The organism is Serratia sp. CY38905, assembly GCF_052168875.1.
Lineage (GTDB): Bacteria > Pseudomonadota > Gammaproteobacteria > Enterobacterales > Enterobacteriaceae > Serratia > Serratia sarumanii.
This window is the reverse complement of record NZ_JBJNLV010000006.1, coordinates 194,673-213,487: the sequence shown is the minus strand read 5'-3', so window position 1 is coordinate 213,487 and position 18,815 is coordinate 194,673. Positions and strand designations below refer to the sequence as shown.

General features: G+C 63.8%; 12 protein-coding genes. 9 read left to right on the top strand and 3 right to left on the bottom strand.

Annotation, left to right across the window (positions count from 1 at the left end; genetic code table 11):
- Positions 1–49 precede the first annotated feature (49 nt).
- The 4 genes from ACJ8MK_RS15445 (at position 50) to ACJ8MK_RS15430 (ending at position 5,827) form a co-directional block, all read left to right on the top strand.
- Positions 50–232 carry a YfgG family protein gene (locus ACJ8MK_RS15445; protein ID WP_004941600.1) on the top strand — a complete coding sequence of 61 codons (183 nt, stop codon included), beginning with the start codon at positions 50–52 and terminating at the stop codon, positions 230–232.
- A 103-nt stretch (positions 233–335) separates the two neighbouring features.
- Positions 336–1,769 (top strand): magnesium transporter, encoded by a 1,434-nt coding sequence (gene mgtE / locus ACJ8MK_RS15440; protein ID WP_033654569.1) that lies wholly within the window; start codon positions 336–338, stop codon positions 1,767–1,769.
- 185 nt (positions 1,770–1,954) lie between these two features.
- Positions 1,955–5,281, top strand: a complete 3,327-nt coding sequence (locus tag ACJ8MK_RS15435) for a diguanylate cyclase (RefSeq protein WP_440481803.1) — start codon at positions 1,955–1,957, stop codon at positions 5,279–5,281.
- A gap of 192 nt (positions 5,282–5,473) precedes the next feature.
- Positions 5,474–5,827 (top strand): DNA-binding protein, encoded by a 354-nt coding sequence (locus ACJ8MK_RS15430; RefSeq protein ID WP_033635531.1) that lies wholly within the window; start codon positions 5,474–5,476, stop codon positions 5,825–5,827.
- A gap of 9 nt (positions 5,828–5,836) precedes the next feature.
- Here the strand turns inward: ACJ8MK_RS15430 and alkA are convergent, their stop codons facing one another.
- The gene (alkA, locus tag ACJ8MK_RS15425) at positions 5,837–7,327 is read right to left on the bottom strand and encodes a DNA-3-methyladenine glycosylase 2 (RefSeq protein ID WP_033654567.1); all 1,491 of its coding nucleotides are present in this window, start codon (positions 7,325–7,327) and stop codon (positions 5,837–5,839) included.
- Positions 7,328–7,491: 164 nt separating this feature from the next.
- Here alkA and yegD point away from each other — a divergent pair, with 164 nt between their 5' ends.
- A complete protein-coding gene (gene yegD / locus ACJ8MK_RS15420) occupies positions 7,492–8,844 on the top strand; it encodes a molecular chaperone (protein WP_033648831.1) in 1,353 nt (450 codons plus the stop codon).
- A gap of 51 nt (positions 8,845–8,895) precedes the next feature.
- Complete coding sequence (locus ACJ8MK_RS15415; protein ID WP_308886593.1) at positions 8,896–9,462, top strand: GNAT family N-acetyltransferase; 567 nt, start codon at positions 8,896–8,898, stop codon at positions 9,460–9,462.
- Here the strand turns inward: ACJ8MK_RS15415 and ACJ8MK_RS15410 are convergent.
- Both ACJ8MK_RS15410 and ACJ8MK_RS15405 read right to left on the bottom strand, forming a co-directional pair.
- Positions 9,459–10,076 (bottom strand): pyridoxamine 5'-phosphate oxidase family protein, encoded by a 618-nt coding sequence (locus ACJ8MK_RS15410; RefSeq protein WP_060439452.1) that lies wholly within the window; start codon positions 10,074–10,076, stop codon positions 9,459–9,461. The genes ACJ8MK_RS15415 and ACJ8MK_RS15410 overlap by 4 nt on opposite strands.
- 61 nt (positions 10,077–10,137) lie before the next feature.
- Positions 10,138–11,091 (bottom strand): aldo/keto reductase, encoded by a 954-nt coding sequence (locus tag ACJ8MK_RS15405; protein WP_041036271.1) that lies wholly within the window; start codon positions 11,089–11,091, stop codon positions 10,138–10,140.
- Positions 11,092–11,363: 272 nt separating this feature from the next.
- On the opposite strand from ACJ8MK_RS15405, the gene ACJ8MK_RS15400 reads away from it, so the two are divergent.
- Genes ACJ8MK_RS15400 through mdtC form a run of 3 tightly spaced genes read left to right on the top strand, consistent with a single transcriptional unit; the run spans position 11,364 to position 18,813 of the window.
- Positions 11,364–12,617: an MdtA/MuxA family multidrug efflux RND transporter periplasmic adaptor subunit gene (locus tag ACJ8MK_RS15400; protein WP_442517873.1), complete on the top strand. Its 1,254-nt coding sequence runs from the start codon at positions 11,364–11,366 to the stop codon at positions 12,615–12,617.
- Positions 12,617–15,736: an MdtB/MuxB family multidrug efflux RND transporter permease subunit gene (locus tag ACJ8MK_RS15395; protein WP_049194873.1), complete on the top strand. Its 3,120-nt coding sequence runs from the start codon at positions 12,617–12,619 to the stop codon at positions 15,734–15,736. The genes ACJ8MK_RS15400 and ACJ8MK_RS15395 overlap by 1 nt, the downstream gene beginning before the upstream one ends.
- Entirely contained in the window at positions 15,733–18,813 is a 3,081-nt protein-coding gene (gene mdtC, locus ACJ8MK_RS15390) for a multidrug efflux RND transporter permease subunit MdtC (RefSeq protein WP_103774370.1), read from the top strand. Before ACJ8MK_RS15395 ends, mdtC begins: the two co-directional genes overlap by 4 nt.
- Positions 18,814–18,815 lie beyond the last annotated feature (2 nt).

Here is an 18,815-nt window from a genome sequence, read left to right as displayed (position 1 = left end):
TACAAATTCTCGAGTGAATAACACAGGACACCGGCATACCGGGTGATATATGCGCAAGAAAACCACCGGACAGATGACGAAGATAGTGTTGTTTATCAGCTTTATCATTTTAGTCGGCCGACTGCTGTACGCCGCCGTGGTGGCGGTGCCTCATCATCAGGAAAAAAAGCAGGCCGCTGCGCAAAACGCCGCCGAAGTCAGCGCGCCGCAACAGGACGCCTCCTCTGAATAACCGCCGCACCCCGGCCGTTTCATAAAAATGACGCCGGCACCCGCTATGCTCTATCTTTTAATGAGCCTGCGTCAGGAACGCCGAGCGCCCGTAAAGGAACACCATGTCAGCCGCAACCCATAACGTCAAAAAAGTCGCTGAATACCGCCAGCGCATTCTCACTCTGCTGTTGAACAATAAGGAGTTGGTCGACGGCATTCTCGGCCGGCCAGGGGATGAACACGCCCTCAGCCAAAGCGAACTGCTGAACCAGACGGCGGAAATCACCGGTCTGTTGGACGATATGCACGCCGCCGACCTGGCGGACCTGCTGGAGGCACTGCCGCAGGACGAACGTATGGCGCTGTGGCGGCTGGTGGGCAACAGCAAGCGCGGCCAGACGCTGGTGGAGGTCGCCGAACCGGTCTGGGACAGCCTGATCGAGGAAATGAGCGACAAAGACCTGCTCAAAGCGATCAAAACGCTGGACGTCGACGAACAGGCCTACCTGGCGCAATATCTGCCGCGTAACCTGATGGGCCGGTTGCTGACCTCGCTGGAGCCGGAGCAGCGCGCCCAGGTGCGCGAGATGAGCCAGTACGCCAAAGACAGCGTCGGCTGGATGATGGATTTCGAACTGGTGACGGTGCGGCCGGACGTCACGCTCGGCGCGGTGCATCGCTTCTTGCGCATGCGCAAAACCATTCCCGACGCCACCGATAAACTGTTCGTCACCGATCGCAAAAACACCCTGTTGGGCGAGCTGCCACTGACCGCAGTGCTGCTGAACGATCCGGAGATCCCGGTGCGCGAAGTGATGGACAGCGATCCCGCCACCTTTCAGCCCGAAGACAAGGCCGATGAAGCGGCCGGCGCGTTCGAACGTTACGACCTGATCAGCGCCCCGGTGGTTGACGCCAAGGGCAAACTGATGGGCCGCCTGACCATCGAAGAGATCGTCGACGCCGTCAACGAAGAGAGCGACACCAACCTGCGCCGCATGGGCGGTTTGAGCCCGGAAGAAGACGTGTTCGCCCCGGTCAGCAAGGCGGTCAAGACCCGCTGGGCCTGGCTGGCGATCAACCTCTGCACCGCATTCATCGCCTCGCGGGTGATCGGCCTGTTCGAACACACCATTTCCCAGCTGGTGGCGCTGGCGGCGCTGATGCCGATCGTCGCCGGCATCGGCGGCAACACCGGCAACCAGACCATCACCATGATCGTGCGCGCGCTGGCGCTGCACCAGATCGAAGTCGGCAACATCTCGCGCCTGATGCTCAGAGAGCTGGGCGTCGCCATCATCAACGGCGTGGTGTGGGGCGGCATCATGGGCGTCATCACCTGGCTGCTGTACGGCGACGCGGCGATGGGCGGCGTGATGACGCTGGCGATGCTGCTCAATCTGCTGCTGGCGGCGCTGATGGGCGTAGTGATCCCGATGACCATGCTCAAAGTGGGCCGCGATCCGGCGGTCGGCTCCAGCGTGCTCATCACCGCGCTGACCGATACCGGCGGCTTTTTCATCTTCCTCGGCCTCGCCACCCTGTTCCTGCTGTAATACGCGAAAAGCCGGCCGCGCGCCGGCTTTTTCGCCATTCTGTCGCCGGGTTTGCGTTAACGCAGTAAAGTCGGCCATCCCGGTAGGTTTTCCTCTCGCGCTGTACTACCCTTTGCCAATAAATCGTCTTAATTCATCCACGTCATGAATCAAATCACTGACAGAGGCCATCGGTAAGGGTGTCTATGGAGATCAGCGCGCCGAACACGTTCGGCACCCACAAAGGCGTCGTGCTGACGCATTCCCTGTTAGTGGCGCTGGCGACGTTTCTGCTCGCCTTGCTGAGCCTGTCGCTGTCCAGCGAAGCCAGCCACTTCACCCCGCTGTGGTTTCCGACCGCCGCCGCGATCGCGGTGCTGTACCGCCACGCCCCGCGCCACTGGGGCCTGCCGCTGTTGGCCAGCGGCCTCGGCATCGTGCTCGCCAGCTTCTTGCTGTTCGGCGTCAGCGCCACTCCCGTCAAGCTGGCCACCATCAACCTGCTGGAAGCGGCGGTTTGCGCCCTGCTGCTGCGCCGCATGCTAGACCCGTACGATCCGTTGAACGATCTCGCCAGTTGGCTGCGTTTTGTGGTGTGCGCGGTGATTTTTACCCCGCTGTTCAGCGCGCTGCTGGCCGCCGGCCTGGTGCCCGCGCCAGGCCAGCCTTTTTGGCAGCCGTTTGGTACCTGGTTCATTTCCGAAGCGATAGGGGTGCTGTCGCTGGCGCCGATCGGCCTCTCTTATAACCGTCGCACCCTGACGGCGCTGAACCCGTTTCCATTATTGCTGACGCTGATGGTTACGCTGGCTTTCAGCTTTATGGCGCTGACCTACCTGCCTTTTCCGTTCACGTTCGTGATTTTGCCGCTGCTGTGGGCAGCCATCGCACTGCCGCGTCTTGAGGCGTTCACCGTTTGCTTCTGCACCCTCTTGCTGATCACCGTGATGATTTCGCTGAGGTTGCTGCATTTCCAGGCTTCCGGTAAGCACCTTGGCGATCTCGGTCTGTACTTGCCGATGCTGCTGATTTTAATCCCGGCGCACGCGATGGCGGTGGTGATGCACGCCTTTCGGGTGGAAAAACAGCACATCGTCGAGAGCGAAAGCCGCTTTCGCAGCGCGCTGGAGTATTCCGCCATCGGTATGGCGCTGGTGTCGCCGCAGGGGAAATGGCTGCAGGTCAATCAGGCGCTGTGCGCGCTGCTCGGCTATACGCCTGAGGCGCTGCATAAGCTGACCTTTCAAGAAATTACGCATCCCGACGATCTCACCGCCGATCTAAGCCAGTTGCACGACCTGCTCGATGGCCATATCAGCAGCTACACCATGGAGAAACGCTACATCCGCAGCGACGGCCAGACCGTCTGGGCGCTGCTGGCGGTCTCGCTGGTGCGCGACGCCGAAGGCCTGCCGCTGTATTTCATCTCGCAGGTGGAGGACATCAGCGATTTGAAGCGCAGCCAGGCGGAAAACAACCGGCTGGTGGAGCGCATTACGCTGGCCAATCAGGTGGGCGGCGTCGGCATCTGGGAATGGGTGATGAGCCAGGAAAACTTCACCTGGGATCAGCGCATGTTCGAACTCTACGATCTCAATCCCGACCAAACGCCGACGCTGGCGCTGTGGCGCACCCTGTTGGTGCCGGAAGATCGCGACCGCACCGATCGCGAGCTGGCCGCGCTGTTGGCCGACCCCAAGCCTTTCGTCATGGAATACCGCATCGTGACCCGCCAGGGCAGCGTGCGCCATATTCGCGGCCAGGGCAACGTGATCCTCGACGATCAGGGCCGGCCGCTGCGCATGATCGGCACCAATATCGACATGACCGAGCTCAAGAGCCTCGCCGAAGCGCTGCACGAGGAGAAAGAGCGTTTGCACATCACCCTCGACGCCATCGGCGAAGGGGTGATCTCCACCGACAGCCACCTGCGCATTACCTTTATGAATCCGGTGGCCGAGCAGATGTGCGGCTGGCCGCTCGATCTGGCGATCGGTATGCCCGTCGCCGGCGTGGTGCGCCTGACCAACGGCAAAGACGGCCCGGAAATCGAAAACCTCACGCAATATCCACGGCAGTGGCCGGCGGATTACGCATTGGTGCTGCACAGCCGCGACGGGCGCTATTTCGACGTGCAGCAGTCTGTCTCACCGCTGAAAACCCTCGACGGTGAAACCATGGGCGCGGTGATGGTGCTGCAGGATGTCACCGCCTCGCGCGAACTGATGAAAAAGCTCAGCTACAGCGCCTCGCACGACGCGCTGACCGGCCTGCCGAACCGCGCCAGCTTCGAGAAGCAGCTTAAAGCGGCAATCGTCGCCGGCGGGGAACCGTCACCGCCGCATTCGCTGGTGTTCCTCGATCTGGATCGGTTCAAGGCGGTGAACGACACCGCCGGCCACGCGGCGGGCGATGCCTTGCTGCGGGACATCGCCCAGCTGATGCGGCACCAGCTGCGCAACAGCGACTGCCTGGCCCGGCTGGGCGGCGACGAATTCGGCCTGATCCTGTTCGACTGCCGGCCGGAGCAGGCCAAATCGCTGATGCAACAGGTGGTCAACCAAATCAGCCAGCATCCGTTCTACTGGGAAGGGAAAATTTATCGCGTCGGCGCCAGCGCCGGCATCACGCGCATCGGCGGCGACGCCAAAAGCAGCGAGCTGCTGGCCCAGGCCGACATCGCCTGCTACACCGCCAAGCACCACGGGCGCGGCCAGGTGTATCTGTATGAAGCGCGGCAAAAACAGCTGCTGGAGCGGCAGCATGAATTGCTGAGCCTGCAGGAAGTGCAGACGATCGTCAGCGAGGGGCAGCTGCGGCTGCTGACCCGCGCGGTCGCGCCGCCGGCGACGCCGCTGTCGGCCGCGTTCCACCAGGTGAAGCTGCAGGTGATGGCGCCGGACGATCGGCCGCTGCCGCACGAGGCATTCATCGCCGCCGCGCAGCTGTACGGCCTGATGCCGGACATCGACCGCTGGACGGTGGCGCAGCTGCTGGTGCACTGCGCCGACGACATCAAGCGCAAGGGGCTGTCGCTCGCGTTGCCGCTGGCCACCGACAGCCTGCTGAACACCGACTTCCAGCGCGAGCTGACGGAAAGGGTGCGCGCTTCCTCGCTGCCGCCGCAGGCACTGTTGTTCAGCGTCGATGAGGCCGTGGTGCTGGAACACGCCGCGCAGTGCCGGGCGTGTCTTCGCGAACTGCAGCAACTGGGCTGCCGGCTGATCGTCAATGGCTTCGGGCATAATATCAATGCCTTCGATGAGCTGGGCGATCAGAAAATCGACATCATTCGCGTCGATGAACGCTTTATCACCAACGTGCACTGCAACCAGATGGATGAACTGATGGTCTCGATGCTCAACGGCGCGGCGCATCGGATCAAAGCGCAGACGCTCGCCGGGCCGGCCCACCAGCCGGTGACGCTGCAGGCGCTGCGCGATATCGGCGTCGATCTGGCGGATGGCGATCAGGTAGCGCTGGAGCAGCCGCTGGCGGTGTTGCTCAGCGACGGCTACTTCGGCATTCGCTAACCCCTCCCCCTCACCGGCGCCGTCTCGCGGGCGGCGCCGCACTCCTGTTATTCACATTGTGTTAACCCATGCGAGATTAGTGATATAAATAACACCTGAAGCTTAAACGATTAAATAAGATGAAACTCCCATGCGAACATCAGCGTATCCGTTGATTTTCCTCGACATGTGATGGCTCAGGGATAAGGGACTATGGAAAAGAAATGGTTTTCCGCCAGGGAACTGATGGGCAAGGCGGGGTTGCCTTCAACCCCGCAAGGGGTCAATTTGATGGCCCGGCGCGAAGGCTGGCTCAGCCGCCGCCGCAGCGGCGTGCAGGGCAAAGCGCTGGAATACCATATCGACAGCCTGCCGTACGGCGCGCGCAGCCTGTCGGCCTTGCGCGAGACAGACCCTCCGGGCTACGACGTCAAACGCCAGGATCCGATACGGGTCTGGATCGAGTATTACTACCACCTGACGCCGGCCGAGCGGGAAAAGCTGCTGGCGTTCCTGATGCGCGAGGGCATGAGCCGCCTGCTGCAGCTGATCGAGCCCCCCCGCTAGCCCGAATGCTCAATCCTCCCCTTCCGGCGCCCAGCCGTCGTTGTGCCACAGGTGCAGCGTGGCGTAAGAGCGCCACGGGCGCCAACGTTCGGCATAGCGTTCGATTTGGCGCGGCGTCATGCCGGGAAAACGCTGTTTGATCAGGTAGTCGCCGGCCAGGAACACGTCCGGCCAAGACCAGGCGCGCATCGCGATATAGCTGGCGGTCCAGCTGCCGATGCCCGGCAGCGCGGTCAGCGCCCTGATGCCCTGGTCGATATCCAGCACGTTGTCGAGCTGCAGCCGCCCTTCGCCCAGCGCGCGGGCGATCTCGATCAGCGCCGCCGCGCGCTTCAGCTGCACCCCGAGCGGGCGCAGTGCTTCGGGCTGCAGCTGCGCCACCCGTTCGGCGCTGGGGAAAACGTGGGTGATACCCTCGTGCGGCGCCGCCAGCGGCTCTCCCCAGCGTTCGGCCATCCGCCCGGCGAAGGTCGCCGCCATTTTCACGCTGACCAACTGCCCCAGCACCGCCCGCGCCGCCTGCTCGAAGCTGTTCACGCAGCCCGGCAGGCGCAGCCCCGGCGCATCGGCCGCCAGCGAGCCCAGCGCCTCATTGATGCGATCCGGCGCGGCGTCCAGATCAAACAGCAGGCGCACGCGGCGCAGCACCTCCGTCGTCACCAAACTGAGCGCCGGCGCGATCTCGACCCTGACCCGGTTGCGCGCTTCCTCCGGCTGCACGCTGACCCAGCCGCGATATTCCGTGCCGCCCTGGTTGACGGCGATCGAACGCAGGTAGCGGCGTCCCTCGACTCGCTCCACGCCCTGCACGGCGCGCGCCTGCAGGAAATTCAGCATGCGATCCCAGTCATAGGGCGGCCGATAGCCCAGATGGAACACCAGCCCGCTGGCGGCGGCCCGCTCACCGCGCGCGCCGCCGCTGCGCAGCGCAGACGGGATCAGGCGATAGCGCGCCTTGAACAGCTCGTTGAAACGCCGCAGGCTGCCGAAACCGGCGGCGAACGCCACCTCGCTGAGCGGCAGATCGGTGTCCGCCAGCAGGCGTTTGGCCTGCAGCAACCGGTGCGACTGCGCGTAATCGATCGGCGAAGCGCCAAACTGTTCGGCGAAGATGCGCCGCAGGTGGCGATCGGAAATGCCGAGCCGCGCCGCCAGCGCTTCGCAGCTGTGTTCGGACAGATAGCCTTGCTCGATGAGCTGCACCGCCACCTGCGCATAGCGATTGCCCAGATCGATCAGCGCCAGGCCGGGCGCCAGCTCCGGCCGGCATTTAAGGCAGGGGCGAAAGCCCGCCAGCTCGGCCGCCGCCGCGCTCGGATAAAAGGTGCAGTTTTCCAGCTTCGGCGTGCGGGCGCTGCACACCGGGCGGCAATAGATGCCGGTGGAAGAGACGCCGACGAAAAAGCGGCCGTCGAATTTGCGGTCACGCGCGCGCAGCGCGTCGTACAACGCTTGCTGTTGAGTATTCATGGCAACGCTCGGGTTCGGTTTTTTCTGCATTATGGGGCTCGCCTGGCGCGCTGACGTGCGGAATTCGGACATTAAGTTAAGCATGCCGATGCCGCGCCCGCTAAATTTTTCGACACTCGCGCATTGGCGCATTGCCCGCCGGCTCCGTCTCGGGTAAAGTCGCCCCCCTTCATTGGCATGGGGACAAAAAAGAGATGTTTATTGGATTCGACTACGGGACAGCCAACTGTTCCGTCGCGGTGATGCGCGACCACGGCCCCGAGCTGCTGACGCTGGAAAACAACGAACCGTATCTGCCTTCGATGCTGTGCGCGCCGACCCGCGAAGCGGTGAGCGAATGCCTGCACCGCCATTGGCAGGTGCCGACCGGCAGCGAAGAAAACCAACAGCTTCTGCGCCGCGCCATCAGTTACAACCGCGAAGAGGACATTCCGGTCAACGGCGACAGCGTGTTGTTCGGCCTGCAGGCGCTGGCGCACTACATGGAAGATCCGGAAGAGGTGTACTTCGTGCGCTCGCCGAAATCCTTCCTCGGCGCCAACGGCCTGAAGCCGCAGCAGATCGCGCTGTTCGAAGACCTGGTGTGCGCCATGATGTTCCACATCAAACGCCAGGCGGAAAACGTGCTGCAGACCGGTATCGAGCAGGCGGTGATCGGCCGGCCGATCAACTTCCAGGGCATCGGCGGTGAAGAGGCCAACCGGCAGGCGCAGGGCATTTTGCAGCGCGCCGCCGAACGCGCCGGTTTCAAAGCCATTGAATTCCAGTTCGAGCCGGTGGCGGCGGGGCTGGACTTCGAGGCGACACTGAGCGAAGAGCAAACCGTGCTGGTGGTGGACATCGGCGGCGGCACCACCGACTGCTCGGTGCTGCTGATGGGGCCACAGTGGCGCGACCGCGCCGATCGCCAGCAAAGCCTGCTGGGGCACAGCGGCTGCCGGGTCGGCGGTAACGATCTGGACATCATGCTGGCCTTCAAACAGCTGATGCCGCTGTTCGGCCTGGGCGGCGAAACCGCGAAAGGCATCGCCCTGCCGGCGCTGCCTTACTGGAACGCGGTGGCGACCAACGACGTGCCGGCGCAAAACGATTTCTACAGCGCCGCCAACGGCCGCGTGCTGCGCGATCTGATCCTCGACGCGGCGGAGCCGGAAAAGGTCAAACGCCTGCTGAAAGTGTACCAGCAGCGCCTGAGCTACCGACTGGTGCGCGCGGCCGAAGAGAGTAAGATAGCCCTGTCCGGCCAAACCGCCATCAGCGCGCCGCTCGGCTTCGTGCAGGCCGATCTGGCGGAGAGCATCAGCCAGGCTCAGCTCGCCGACGCCATCTCGCAGCCGTTGATGCGCATCCAGGAACAGGTCAGCGCCGCGCTGGCCAGCAGCCAGACCGCGCCGCAGGTGATCTACCTGACCGGCGGCAGCGCGCGCTCCCCCCTGCTGCGCGCCGCGCTGCAACAGCAGCTGCCTGGCATTCCGATCGTCGGCGGCAACGACTTCGGCTCGGTCACCGCCGGGCTGGCGCGCTGGGCGCAAACGCTGTTCCGTTGACGGCCCAAGGGCGCGGCTCGCCGCGCCCTTGCTCATTGGAGGCTATGCATCATGTCAACCATCCTTACCCTCGACAGCGCCAGGCTGCGGCTGCGCCCCTGGCGCGACGAAGATCTGCCGGCCTTCGCTGCGCTTAACGCCGATCCGCAGGTGATGCGCTATTTCCCGGCGACGATGACGGCCGAGGAAAGCCGCGCGCAGGCCGAACGCATCCGCGCCTTCATGCAACAACATGGCTGGGGGCTGTGGGCGGTGGAAGTGAAAGACGGCGCGCCCTTTATCGGGTTTGTCGGGCTGGCGCGGCCGAGCGACGATCTGCCCTGTTCCCCCTGCGTGGAGATTGGCTGGCGGCTGGCGGCGGCCCATTGGGGCAACGGCTACGCCGCTGAAGCGGCACGCGCGGCGCTGGCGTGCGCCTTCGACACGCTTCACTTGCCGGAAGTGGTGTCCTTCACCGCCGAAAACAACCAACCGTCGCGCCGGGTGATGACGCGCATCGGCATGCAATTTGACGGCGAAACCTTCCTGCACCCACGCCTGCCGGCGGGCCATCCGCTGCAAAAGCACGTCTTGTACCGGCTGAACCGGCAAACGTGGCGCGAACGCCACGGCGATTAATACAGCGTATCCTTCAGCCGCTGCGGCAGCGCCTGGTCGTACTCCTCACCGTCGAAGCGCGTTTGGCTCACCGTGGCCAAGATATGGCCGGGGCTGGGCAGCGCCGAACGTTCGAGGCGGCTGCCCTCTTCCCAGAGTCCCGAACGCAAGATCGCCCGGCTGCACTGGAAGAACACCGCCTCCACCCGAATGCGCAGCACCGAACGCGGCAGCTGATTGCGGTGGGCGAAGCGCTGCAGCACCGCCGGCGCCACCACGATCTCCGCCCGCCCGTTAATCCGCAGCGTTTCGCCGATGCCGGGGATCAGCAGCAGCAGCGCCACCCGGTTGTCGTGCAGGATATTGCGCAGGCTGTCGATGCGGTTATTGCCGCGCCGATCCGGCAGCAGCAGGGTTTTCTCGTCTTCGATATGGATAAAACCGGCCGGATCGCCGCGCGGGGAGACATCCATGCCGTCCGGCCCGACCGTCGAGAGGGCGGCAAACGGCGCCGCCTCGATAAACGGGCGGTATGCCGGGTGGATATAGCTGACTTCTTTAAACACCGAGGGCGCGGCGGGTTTGCCGTACAGCTGTTCCAGCGTCGCGAGGTCGTTGATGGTATCGCCAGACATTGCAGTTTCCTGAATAAGTCATATTGACCCCTTCAGCATAGAGCAAAATCGCCGGCGGCTCTTACTCAGCGCTGGCGTGGTTCAGCGTCTGAATGTCGTCCGCATCCAGCGTCAGGCGGGTGGCGCTGACCAACTCATCCAACTGCGGCAACGAGGTGGCGCTGACGATCGGCGCGGTGATGCTCGGGCGCGCAATCAGCCAGGCCAGCGAGACCTGCGCCGGGGAGCTGCCGTGCTTGCCCGCCACCTGATCCAGCGCCGCCAGAATGCGGAAACCGCGCGGGTTAAGGTAGCGTTCGACGATGCGATCGCCGCGCTGGCTTTTGCCCTCGTCCGCTTTACTGCGGTATTTGCCGGTCAGGAAGCCGCTGGCCAGCGCGAAGAAGTTGATCACCCCGAGCCCGTGGCGCTGCGCCACGCCTTCCAGCTCGGCCTCATACCCTTCGCGCGCATACAGATTATATTCCGGCTGCAGGGTTTCGTAGCGCGCCAGCCCGTTGCTTTCGCTCACCCGCAGCGCTTCTTCCAGGCGATCCGCCTGATAGTTGGAGGCGCCGATCGCCCGCACCTTGCCGGCCTTGATCAGCGCATCGAACGCCGCCAGCGTCTCTTCCAGCGGCGTATCGCGGTCATCGTCGTGCGACTGGTAGAGATCGATATAATCGGTTTGCAGGCGGCGCAGCGAGTCCTCCACCGCCTGCTGAATATAGCGCGGCGACAGCCCCTGTTTGCCTTCGCCCATCGGTTTGCCCACCTTGGTGGCGATGATCACCTGGTCGCGCTTGCCGCTCTTCTTGAGCCATTCGCCGATGACGGTTTCCGATTCGCCACCCCGGTTGCCCGGCGCCCAGCTGGAATAGACATCGGCGGTATCGATAAAGTTGAGCTGATTGTCCACCAGCGCATCCAGCAGGCTGAAAGAGGTCGCTTGATCCGCCGTCCAGCCGAACACGTTGCCGCCGAAGGTTAACGCCGGCACCTGAATGCCCGAACGGCCCAGTTGTTTCTTGCTCATCACAAAGGCTCCATGGGTTAAATGATTTGCCTGTTAATTATTAGCGCCAAATGCAGGAAATCGTTAAAACGCATTGGCTATAAGCCGGAATAAATCACTTATAAACATAGCACGCTCAAATCACCCACTTATTAGGACAATGCTGACGGTTCCTCCATATTTCCTTCATTTTTATGCCGTCTTCGCTGGCTAAACTAGTATCCTGTAAGAAGTGTCATTTTTGTGGCAATGAGTGCCCGCGCCCCTGCCTTTTGGAGAGAATTTTCACCACCATGAATGCAAAACCCCAACGTCGTTCCCTGCTGCTGCGCCTGCTGGTTGCGGCGATTGCGATCATCGTCGCCGTTCTGGCCTGGCGCCATTTCAGCGCCGCCCAACCGGCCGCCGGGACGACGCCGGGCGCGCACCAGGCCGCCGGTAAAACGGGAGCAGGCCGCGCAGCGGGCGGCAGACGCGGCGCGCCGATGTCGCCGGTGCAGGCGGCGACCGCCACCCGCCAGACGGTGCCGCGCTATCTTTCCGGCTTGGGCACCGCCACCGCCGCCAATACCGTGACCGTCACCAGCCGGGTCGATGGCCAACTGATGGCGCTCCACTTTACCGAAGGCCAGCAGGTCAAAGCCGGCGATCTGCTGGCGGAAATCGATCCCCGGCCGTTCCAGGTTCAGTTGACCCAGGCTCAGGGGCAGTTAGCAAAAGATCAGGCCACGCTGGCCAACGCCCGGCGCGATCTGGCGCGCTATCAGCAGCTGGTGAAAACCAATCTGGTTTCCCGCCAGGAGCTGGATACGCAGGCCTCGCTGGTGCAGCAGACCGAAGGCGCGATCAAGGCCGATCAGGGCGCGGTCGACAGCGCCAAGCTGCAGATCACCTACAGCCGCATCACTGCGCCAATCGACGGCCGCGTCGGCCTGAAACTGGTCGACGTCGGCAACTATGTCACCAGCGGCAGCACCACCGGTCTGGTGGTGATCACGCAAACGCACCCGATCGACGTGGTGTTCACGCTGCCCGAAGGCAACATTGCCGATCTGCTCAAGGCGCAAAAAGCCGGGCCGGTGGGCGTCGAAGCCTGGGATCGCACCAATCAGAACAAGCTGACGACCGGTTCGCTGCTGAGCCTGGACAACCAAATTGATACCGCCACCGGCACCATCAAGCTGAAAGCGCGCTTCACCAACGAAGATGACGCGCTGTTCCCCAACCAGTTCGTCAACGCGCGGCTGCAGGTGGATACCCTGCACGATGCGGTGGTGATCCCGACCGCCGCGCTGCAGATGGGCAACGAGGGCAACTTCGTCTGGACGCTCGGCGAAGACAACAGGGTCAGCAAACACCGGGTCACCGCCGGCGTGCAGGACAGCCGGCAGGTGGTGATCAGCGCCGGCCTCAACGCCGGCGATCGGGTGGTGACCGACGGCATCGATCGCCTGACCGAAGGCATGCAGGTGGAAGTGCTCGCGCCGAGCGAAGCGCCGGCGGCGGCCAACGCCAAGCGCGAACCTGACGTTCAGAGGAAGCCCTGATGCAGGTGATGCCTCCCAACGCCGGCGGCGGTCCGTCCCGCCTGTTTATTCTGCGTCCGGTCGCCACCACGCTGCTGATGGTGGCGATATTGCTGGCGGGGATTATCGGCTATCGCGCGCTGCCGGTGTCCGCCCTGCCGGAGGTGGATTACCCCACCATCCAGGTGGTGACGCTGTATCCCGGCGCCAGCCCGGACGTGGTGACCTCCGCCATTACCGCGCCGTTGGAACGCCAGTTCGGCCAGATGTCCGGCCTCAAACAAATGGCGTCGCAAAGCTCCGGCGGCGCCTCGGTGGTCACGCTGCAGTTCCAGCTGGCGCTGCCGCTCGACGTCGCGGAGCAGGAAGTGCAGGCGGCGATCAACTCCGCCACCAACCTGCTGCCGACCGATCTGCCCTACCCGCCGATCTACAGCAAGGTTAACCCGGCCGATCCGCCGATCCTGACGCTGGCCGTGACCTCCACCGCCATGCCGATGACGCAGGTGGAAGACATGGTGGAAACCCGCGTGGCGCAAAAAATTTCTCAGGTGACCGGCGTCGGCCTGGTGACGCTGGCCGGCGGCCAACGCCCGGCGGTGCGCGTAAAATTGAACGCCGCGGCGGTCGCCGCCTATGGCCTGAACAGTGAAACCATCCGCGCCGCCATCAGCAACGCCAACGTCAACTCGGCGAAAGGCAGCCTGGACGGCCCGACCCGCTCGGTCACCCTGTCCGCCAACGACCAAATGAAATCCGCCGACGACTATCGCCAGCTGATCGTCGCCTATCAGAACGGCGCGGCGATCCGCCTGCAGGATATCGCCACCATCGAACAAGGAGCGGAAAACACCCGGCTGGCGGCCTGGGCCAACAAGCAACAGGCGATCGTGCTGAACATTCAGCGCCAGCCCGGCGTCAACGTCATCACCACCGCCGACAGCATCCGCGAAATGCTGCCGACGCTGATTAAAAGCCTGCCCAAGTCGGTCGACGTCAAGGTGCTGACCGATCGCACCACCACCATCCGCGCCTCGGTCAGCGACGTGCAGTTCGAGCTGCTGCTGGCGATCGCGCTGGTGGTGATGGTGATCTACGTGTTCCTGCGCAACGTACCGGCGACCATTATCCCCAGCGTGGCGGTGCCGCTGTCGCTGGTCGGCACCTTCGCCGCCATGTACTTCCTCGGCTTCTCCATCAACAACCTGACGCTGATGGCGCTGACCATCGCCACCGGCTTCGTGGTGGACGACGCCATCGTGGTGATCGAGAACATCTCGCGCTACATCGAGAAAGGGGAAAAACCGCTCGACGCCGCGCTGAAAGGCGCCGGCGAGATCGGCTTCACCATCATCTCGCTGACCTTCTCGCTGGTGGCGGTGCTGATCCCGCTGCTGTTCATGGGCGACATCGTTGGCCGCCTGTTCCGCGAGTTCGCCGTCACGCTGGCGGTGGCGATTTTAATCTCCGCCGTGGTGTCGCTGACGCTGACGCCGATGATGTGCGCGCGCATGCTCAGCCACGAATCGCTGCGCAAGCAGAACCGGTTTTCCGCCGCCTCCGAGCGCTTTTTCGACCGGGTGATCGCGCGATACGGCCAGTGGCTGAAAACGGTGCTTAACCATCCCTGGCTGACGCTCGGCGTGGCCGTCGGCACCCTGGCGCTGACGGTATTGCTGTACCTGCTGATCCCGAAAGGCTTCTTCCCGGTGCAGGACAACGGCATCATTCAGGGCACGCTGGAAGCGCCGCAGAGCGTCTCGTTCAGCAATATGGCCGAGCGCCAGCAGCAGGTCGCGGCGCAGATCCTCAAAGATCCGGCGGTGGAAAGCCTGACCTCGTTCGTCGGCGTCGACGGCAGCAACGCCACGCTCAACAGCGGCCGGCTGCAGATCAACCTGAAGCCGCTGAGCGAACGCAGCGAGCGCATTCCGGCGATCATCAGCCGCCTGCAGCAGCAAACGGCGCAGTTCCCCGGCGTGAAGCTATATCTGCAGCCGGTGCAGGATCTGACCATCGATACCCAGGTCAGCCGCACCCAGTACCAGTTCACCCTGCAGGCCATGTCGCTGGACGATCTCAGCCTGTGGGTGCCGCAGCTGATGGATGAGCTGAAGCAAACCCCGCAGCTGGCGGACGTCACCAGCGACTGGCAGGATCAGGGGCTGGTGGCCTACGTCAACGTCGATCGCGATTCGGCCTCCCGCCTCGGCGTCACCATGAGCGACGTGGACAATGCGCTGTACAACGCGTTCGGCCAGCGCCTGATCTCCACCATCTACACCCAGGCCAACCAATACCGCGTGGTGCTGGAGCACGACGTCAGCGCGACGCCGGGGCTGGCGGCGCTCAATGAGATCCGTCTGAGCGGCAACGACGGCGCCGTGGTGCCGCTGAGCGCCATCGCCAAAATCGAAGAGCGCTTCGGCCCGCTGTCGGTCAACCATCTCGACCAGTTCCCGTCGGCCACCGTTTCGTTCAACGTCGCCGACGGCTACTCGCTCGGCGAGGCGGTCGACGCGGTCACCCAGGCGGAAGAAAATCTCAACATGCCGAGGGACATCACCACCCAATTCCAGGGGGCGACCCTGGCCTTCCAGGCGGCGCTCGGCAGCACGCTGTGGCTGATTTTAGCGGCGGTGGTGGCGATGTACATCGTGCTGGGCGTGCTGTATGAAAGCTTCATTCATCCGGTCACCATCCTCTCCACCCTGCCGACCGCCGGGGTCGGCGCGCTGCTCGCGCTGATGATGGCCGGCAGCGAGCTGGACGTGATCGCCATCATCGGCATCATCCTGCTGATCGGCATCGTGAAGAAGAACGCCATCATGATGATCGACTTCGCGCTGGCGGCGGAACGCGAGCAGGGCTTATCGCCGCGCGACGCCATCTATCAGGCCTGCCTGCTGCGTTTCCGGCCGATCCTGATGACCACGCTGGCGGCCTTGCTCGGCGCACTGCCGCTGATGCTGAGCACCGGCGTCGGCGCGGAGCTGCGGCATCCGCTCGGCGTCTGTATGGTCGGCGGTTTGATCATGAGCCAGATCCTGACGCTGTTCACCACGCCGGTGATCTACCTGCTGTTTGACAAACTGGCGCGCAACACGCATCGCCAGCCGGATACGCAGGAGCTACAGTGAAATTCTTCGCCCTGTTCATTCACCGGCCGGTGGCCACCACCCTGCTGACGCTGGCCATCGCCATCAGCGGCGCGATCGGCTTTCGCCTGCTGCCGGTGTCGCCGCTGCCGCAGGTGGACTTTCCGGTGATTTCGATCAGCGCGTCGCTGCCGGGCGCCTCGCCGGAAACCATGGCGTCCTCGGTGGCGACGCCGCTGGAGCGCGCGCTGGGCCGCATCGCCGGGGTTAACGAAATGACCTCGATGAGCTCGCTCGGCAGTACCCGGGTCATTTTGCAGTTCGATCTCGATCGCGACATCAACGGCGCCGCGCGCGACGTGCAGGCGGCGATCAACGCCGCGCAAAGCCTGCTGCCGACCGGCATGCCGAGCCGCCCCAGCTACCGCAAGGTCAACCCTTCCGACGCGCCGATCATGATCCTGACGCTGACCTCGGACACCTACAGCCAGGGGCAGCTTTACGATTTCGCCTCCACCCAGCTGGCGCAGAAGATCAGCCAGACCGAGGGCGTCGGCGACGTTTCCGTGGGCGGCAGCTCACTGCCGGCGGTGCGGGTGGAGCTGAACCCTTCGGCACTGTTCAATCAGGGCGTGTCGCTGGACGCCGTACGGCAGGCCATCGCCAACGCCAACGTGCGCCGCCCGCAGGGCGCCGTGGAAAACCCGCAGCAGCGCTGGCAGATCCAGGCCAACGACGCGCTGAAAACCGCCGAGGCCTACCGTCCGCTGATCGTTCATTACAACAACGGCTCGGCGGTGCGTTTGGCCGACGTGGCCGAGGTCAACGACTCGGTGCAAGACGTGCGCAACGCCGGGATGACCGACGCCAAACCGGCGATCATTCTGGCCATCAGCCGTGCGCCGGACGCCAACATCATCGAAACCGTCGATCGCATTCGCGCCGAGCTGCCCGCCCTGCAGGAGAATATCCCGGCCTCGATTAAACTCAGCGTCGCGCAGGATCGTTCGCCGACCATTCGCGCGTCGCTGGCCGAGGTGGAACAGTCGCTGGCGATCGCCATCGGGTTGGTGATCCTGGTGGTGTTCATCTTCCTGCGCTCCGGGCGCGCCACGCTGATCCCTGCGGTCGCCGTGCCGGTGTCGCTGATCGGCTCGTTCGCCGCCATGTATCTGTGCGGGTTCAGCCTCAACAACCTGTCGCTGATGGCGCTGACCATCGCCACCGGCTTTGTGGTGGACGACGCCATCGTGGTGCTGGAAAACATTTCCCGCCATGTCGAAGCCGGCATGAAACCGATCAACGCCGCGCTGCTGGGCGCGCGGGAAGTCGGCTTCACCGTGCTGTCGATGAGCGTTTCGCTGGTGGCGGTGTTTATCCCGCTGCTGCTGATGGAAGGCCTGCCGGGGCGCCTGTTCCGCGAGTTCGCCGTCACCCTGTCGGTATCGATCGGGCTCTCGCTCATCGTCTCGCTCACGCTCACGCCGATGATGTGCGCCTACCTGCTGCGCCACCAGCCGCCGCGTTCGCAGCGGAGGGCGCGCGGCTTCGGCAAAATGCTGCTGGCGCTGCAGCAGGGTTACGGACGCTCGCTGAACTGGGTGCTCGGCCACTCGCGCTGGGTGCTGGCGGTGTTCCTCGCCACCCTTGCGCTCAACGTCTGGCTGTATATCAGCATCCCGAAAACCTTCTTTCCGGAACAGGATACCGGGCGCCTGATGGGCTTTATCCAGGCCGACCAAAGCATTTCGTTCCAGGCGATGCGCGGCAAACTGGAAGACTTCATGAAAATCGTGCGCGAAGATCCGGACGTGGAAAACGTCACCGGTTTTACCGGCGGCTCGCGCACCAACAGCGGTTCGATGTTCATCTCACTGAAACCCCTGTCGGTACGCAGCGACGACGCGCAGAAAGTGATCGCCCGCCTGCGCGCTCGCCTGGCCAAAGAACCGGGCGCCAGCCTGTTTCTGATGGCGGTGCAGGATATCCGCGTCGGCGGCCGGCAGGCCAACGCCAGCTACCAATACACGCTGCTGGCGGACGATCTCGCCGCGCTGCGCGAATGGGAGCCGAAGATCCGCACCGCGCTGGCCGCATTGCCCGAGCTGGCGGACGTCAACTCGGATCAGCAGGATAAAGGCTCGGAGATGGATCTGGTCTACGATCGCGAAACCATGGCGCGCCTCGGCATTTCGGTGTCCGACGCCAACAACCTGCTGAACAACGCCTTCGGCCAGCGGCAGATTTCGACCATCTATCAACCGCTCAACCAATACAAAGTCGTGATGGAAGTGGCGCCGCCCTACACCCAGGACGTGAGCTCGCTGGACAAAATGTTCATCATCAACAGCGAAGGCAAGGCGATACCGCTCTCCTACTTCGCCAGTTGGCGGCCGGCCAACGCGCCGCTGTCGGTCAACCATCAGGGGCTGTCCGCCGCCTCGACCATTTCCTTTAACCTGCCGGACGGCGGCAGCCTGTCGGACGCCACCGCCGCGGTAGAGCGCACCATGACTCAGCTCGGCGTGCCGTCTACGGTACGCGGCGCGTTCGCCGGCACCGCCCAGGTATTCCAGGATACCCTGAAGTCGCAGCTGATCCTGATCCTGGCGGCTATCGCCACGGTCTATATCGTGCTCGGCGTACTGTACGAGAGCTATATCCATCCGCTGACCATCCTTTCCACGCTGCCTTCCGCCGGCGTGGGCGCGCTGCTGGCGCTCGAACTGTTCGGCGCGCCGTTCAGCCTGATCGCGCTGATCGGCATCATGCTGCTGATCGGCATCGTGAAGAAAAACGCCATCATGATGGTCGACTTCGCGCTCGAGGCGCAGCGCAACGGCGGCATCAGCGCCCGCGAGGCGATTTTTCAGGCCAGCCTGCTGCGTTTCCGGCCGATCATGATGACCACGCTGGCGGCGTTGTTCGGCGCACTGCCGCTGGTGCTGACCAGCGGCGACGGCGCGGAGCTGCGCCAGCCGCTCGGCATCACCATCGCCGGCGGCCTGGTGATGAGCCAACTGCTGACGCTGTACACCACCCCGGTGGTCTATCTTTACTTCGACCGGCTGCAGGCGAAGTTCCGCCGCAACAAGCAACTGGCCCCGCTGCCCCATTAATG

Excerpts from the sequence above, each read along its gene's own strand:
- ACJ8MK_RS15410 (WP_060439452.1), bottom strand. The coding sequence starts at position 10,076 with ATGTCTGGCGATACCATCAACGACCTCGCGACGCTGGAACAGCTGTAC.
- alkA (WP_033654567.1), bottom strand. The coding sequence starts at position 7,327 with ATGCAGAAAAAACCGAACCCGAGCGTTGCCATGAATACTCAACAGCAA.
- ACJ8MK_RS15405 (WP_041036271.1), bottom strand. The coding sequence starts at position 11,091 with ATGAGCAAGAAACAACTGGGCCGTTCGGGCATTCAGGTGCCGGCGTTA.
- ACJ8MK_RS15430 (WP_033635531.1), top strand. The coding sequence starts at position 5,474 with ATGGAAAAGAAATGGTTTTCCGCCAGGGAACTGATGGGCAAGGCGGGG.
- ACJ8MK_RS15415 (WP_308886593.1), top strand. The coding sequence starts at position 8,896 with ATGTCAACCATCCTTACCCTCGACAGCGCCAGGCTGCGGCTGCGCCCC.
- mgtE (WP_033654569.1), top strand. The coding sequence starts at position 336 with ATGTCAGCCGCAACCCATAACGTCAAAAAAGTCGCTGAATACCGCCAG.
- ACJ8MK_RS15435 (WP_440481803.1), top strand. The coding sequence starts at position 1,955 with ATGGAGATCAGCGCGCCGAACACGTTCGGCACCCACAAAGGCGTCGTG.
- ACJ8MK_RS15395 (WP_049194873.1), top strand. The coding sequence starts at position 12,617 with ATGCAGGTGATGCCTCCCAACGCCGGCGGCGGTCCGTCCCGCCTGTTT.
- yegD (WP_033648831.1), top strand. The coding sequence starts at position 7,492 with ATGTTTATTGGATTCGACTACGGGACAGCCAACTGTTCCGTCGCGGTG.
- ACJ8MK_RS15400 (WP_442517873.1), top strand. The coding sequence starts at position 11,364 with ATGAATGCAAAACCCCAACGTCGTTCCCTGCTGCTGCGCCTGCTGGTT.
- ACJ8MK_RS15445 (WP_004941600.1), top strand. The coding sequence starts at position 50 with ATGCGCAAGAAAACCACCGGACAGATGACGAAGATAGTGTTGTTTATC.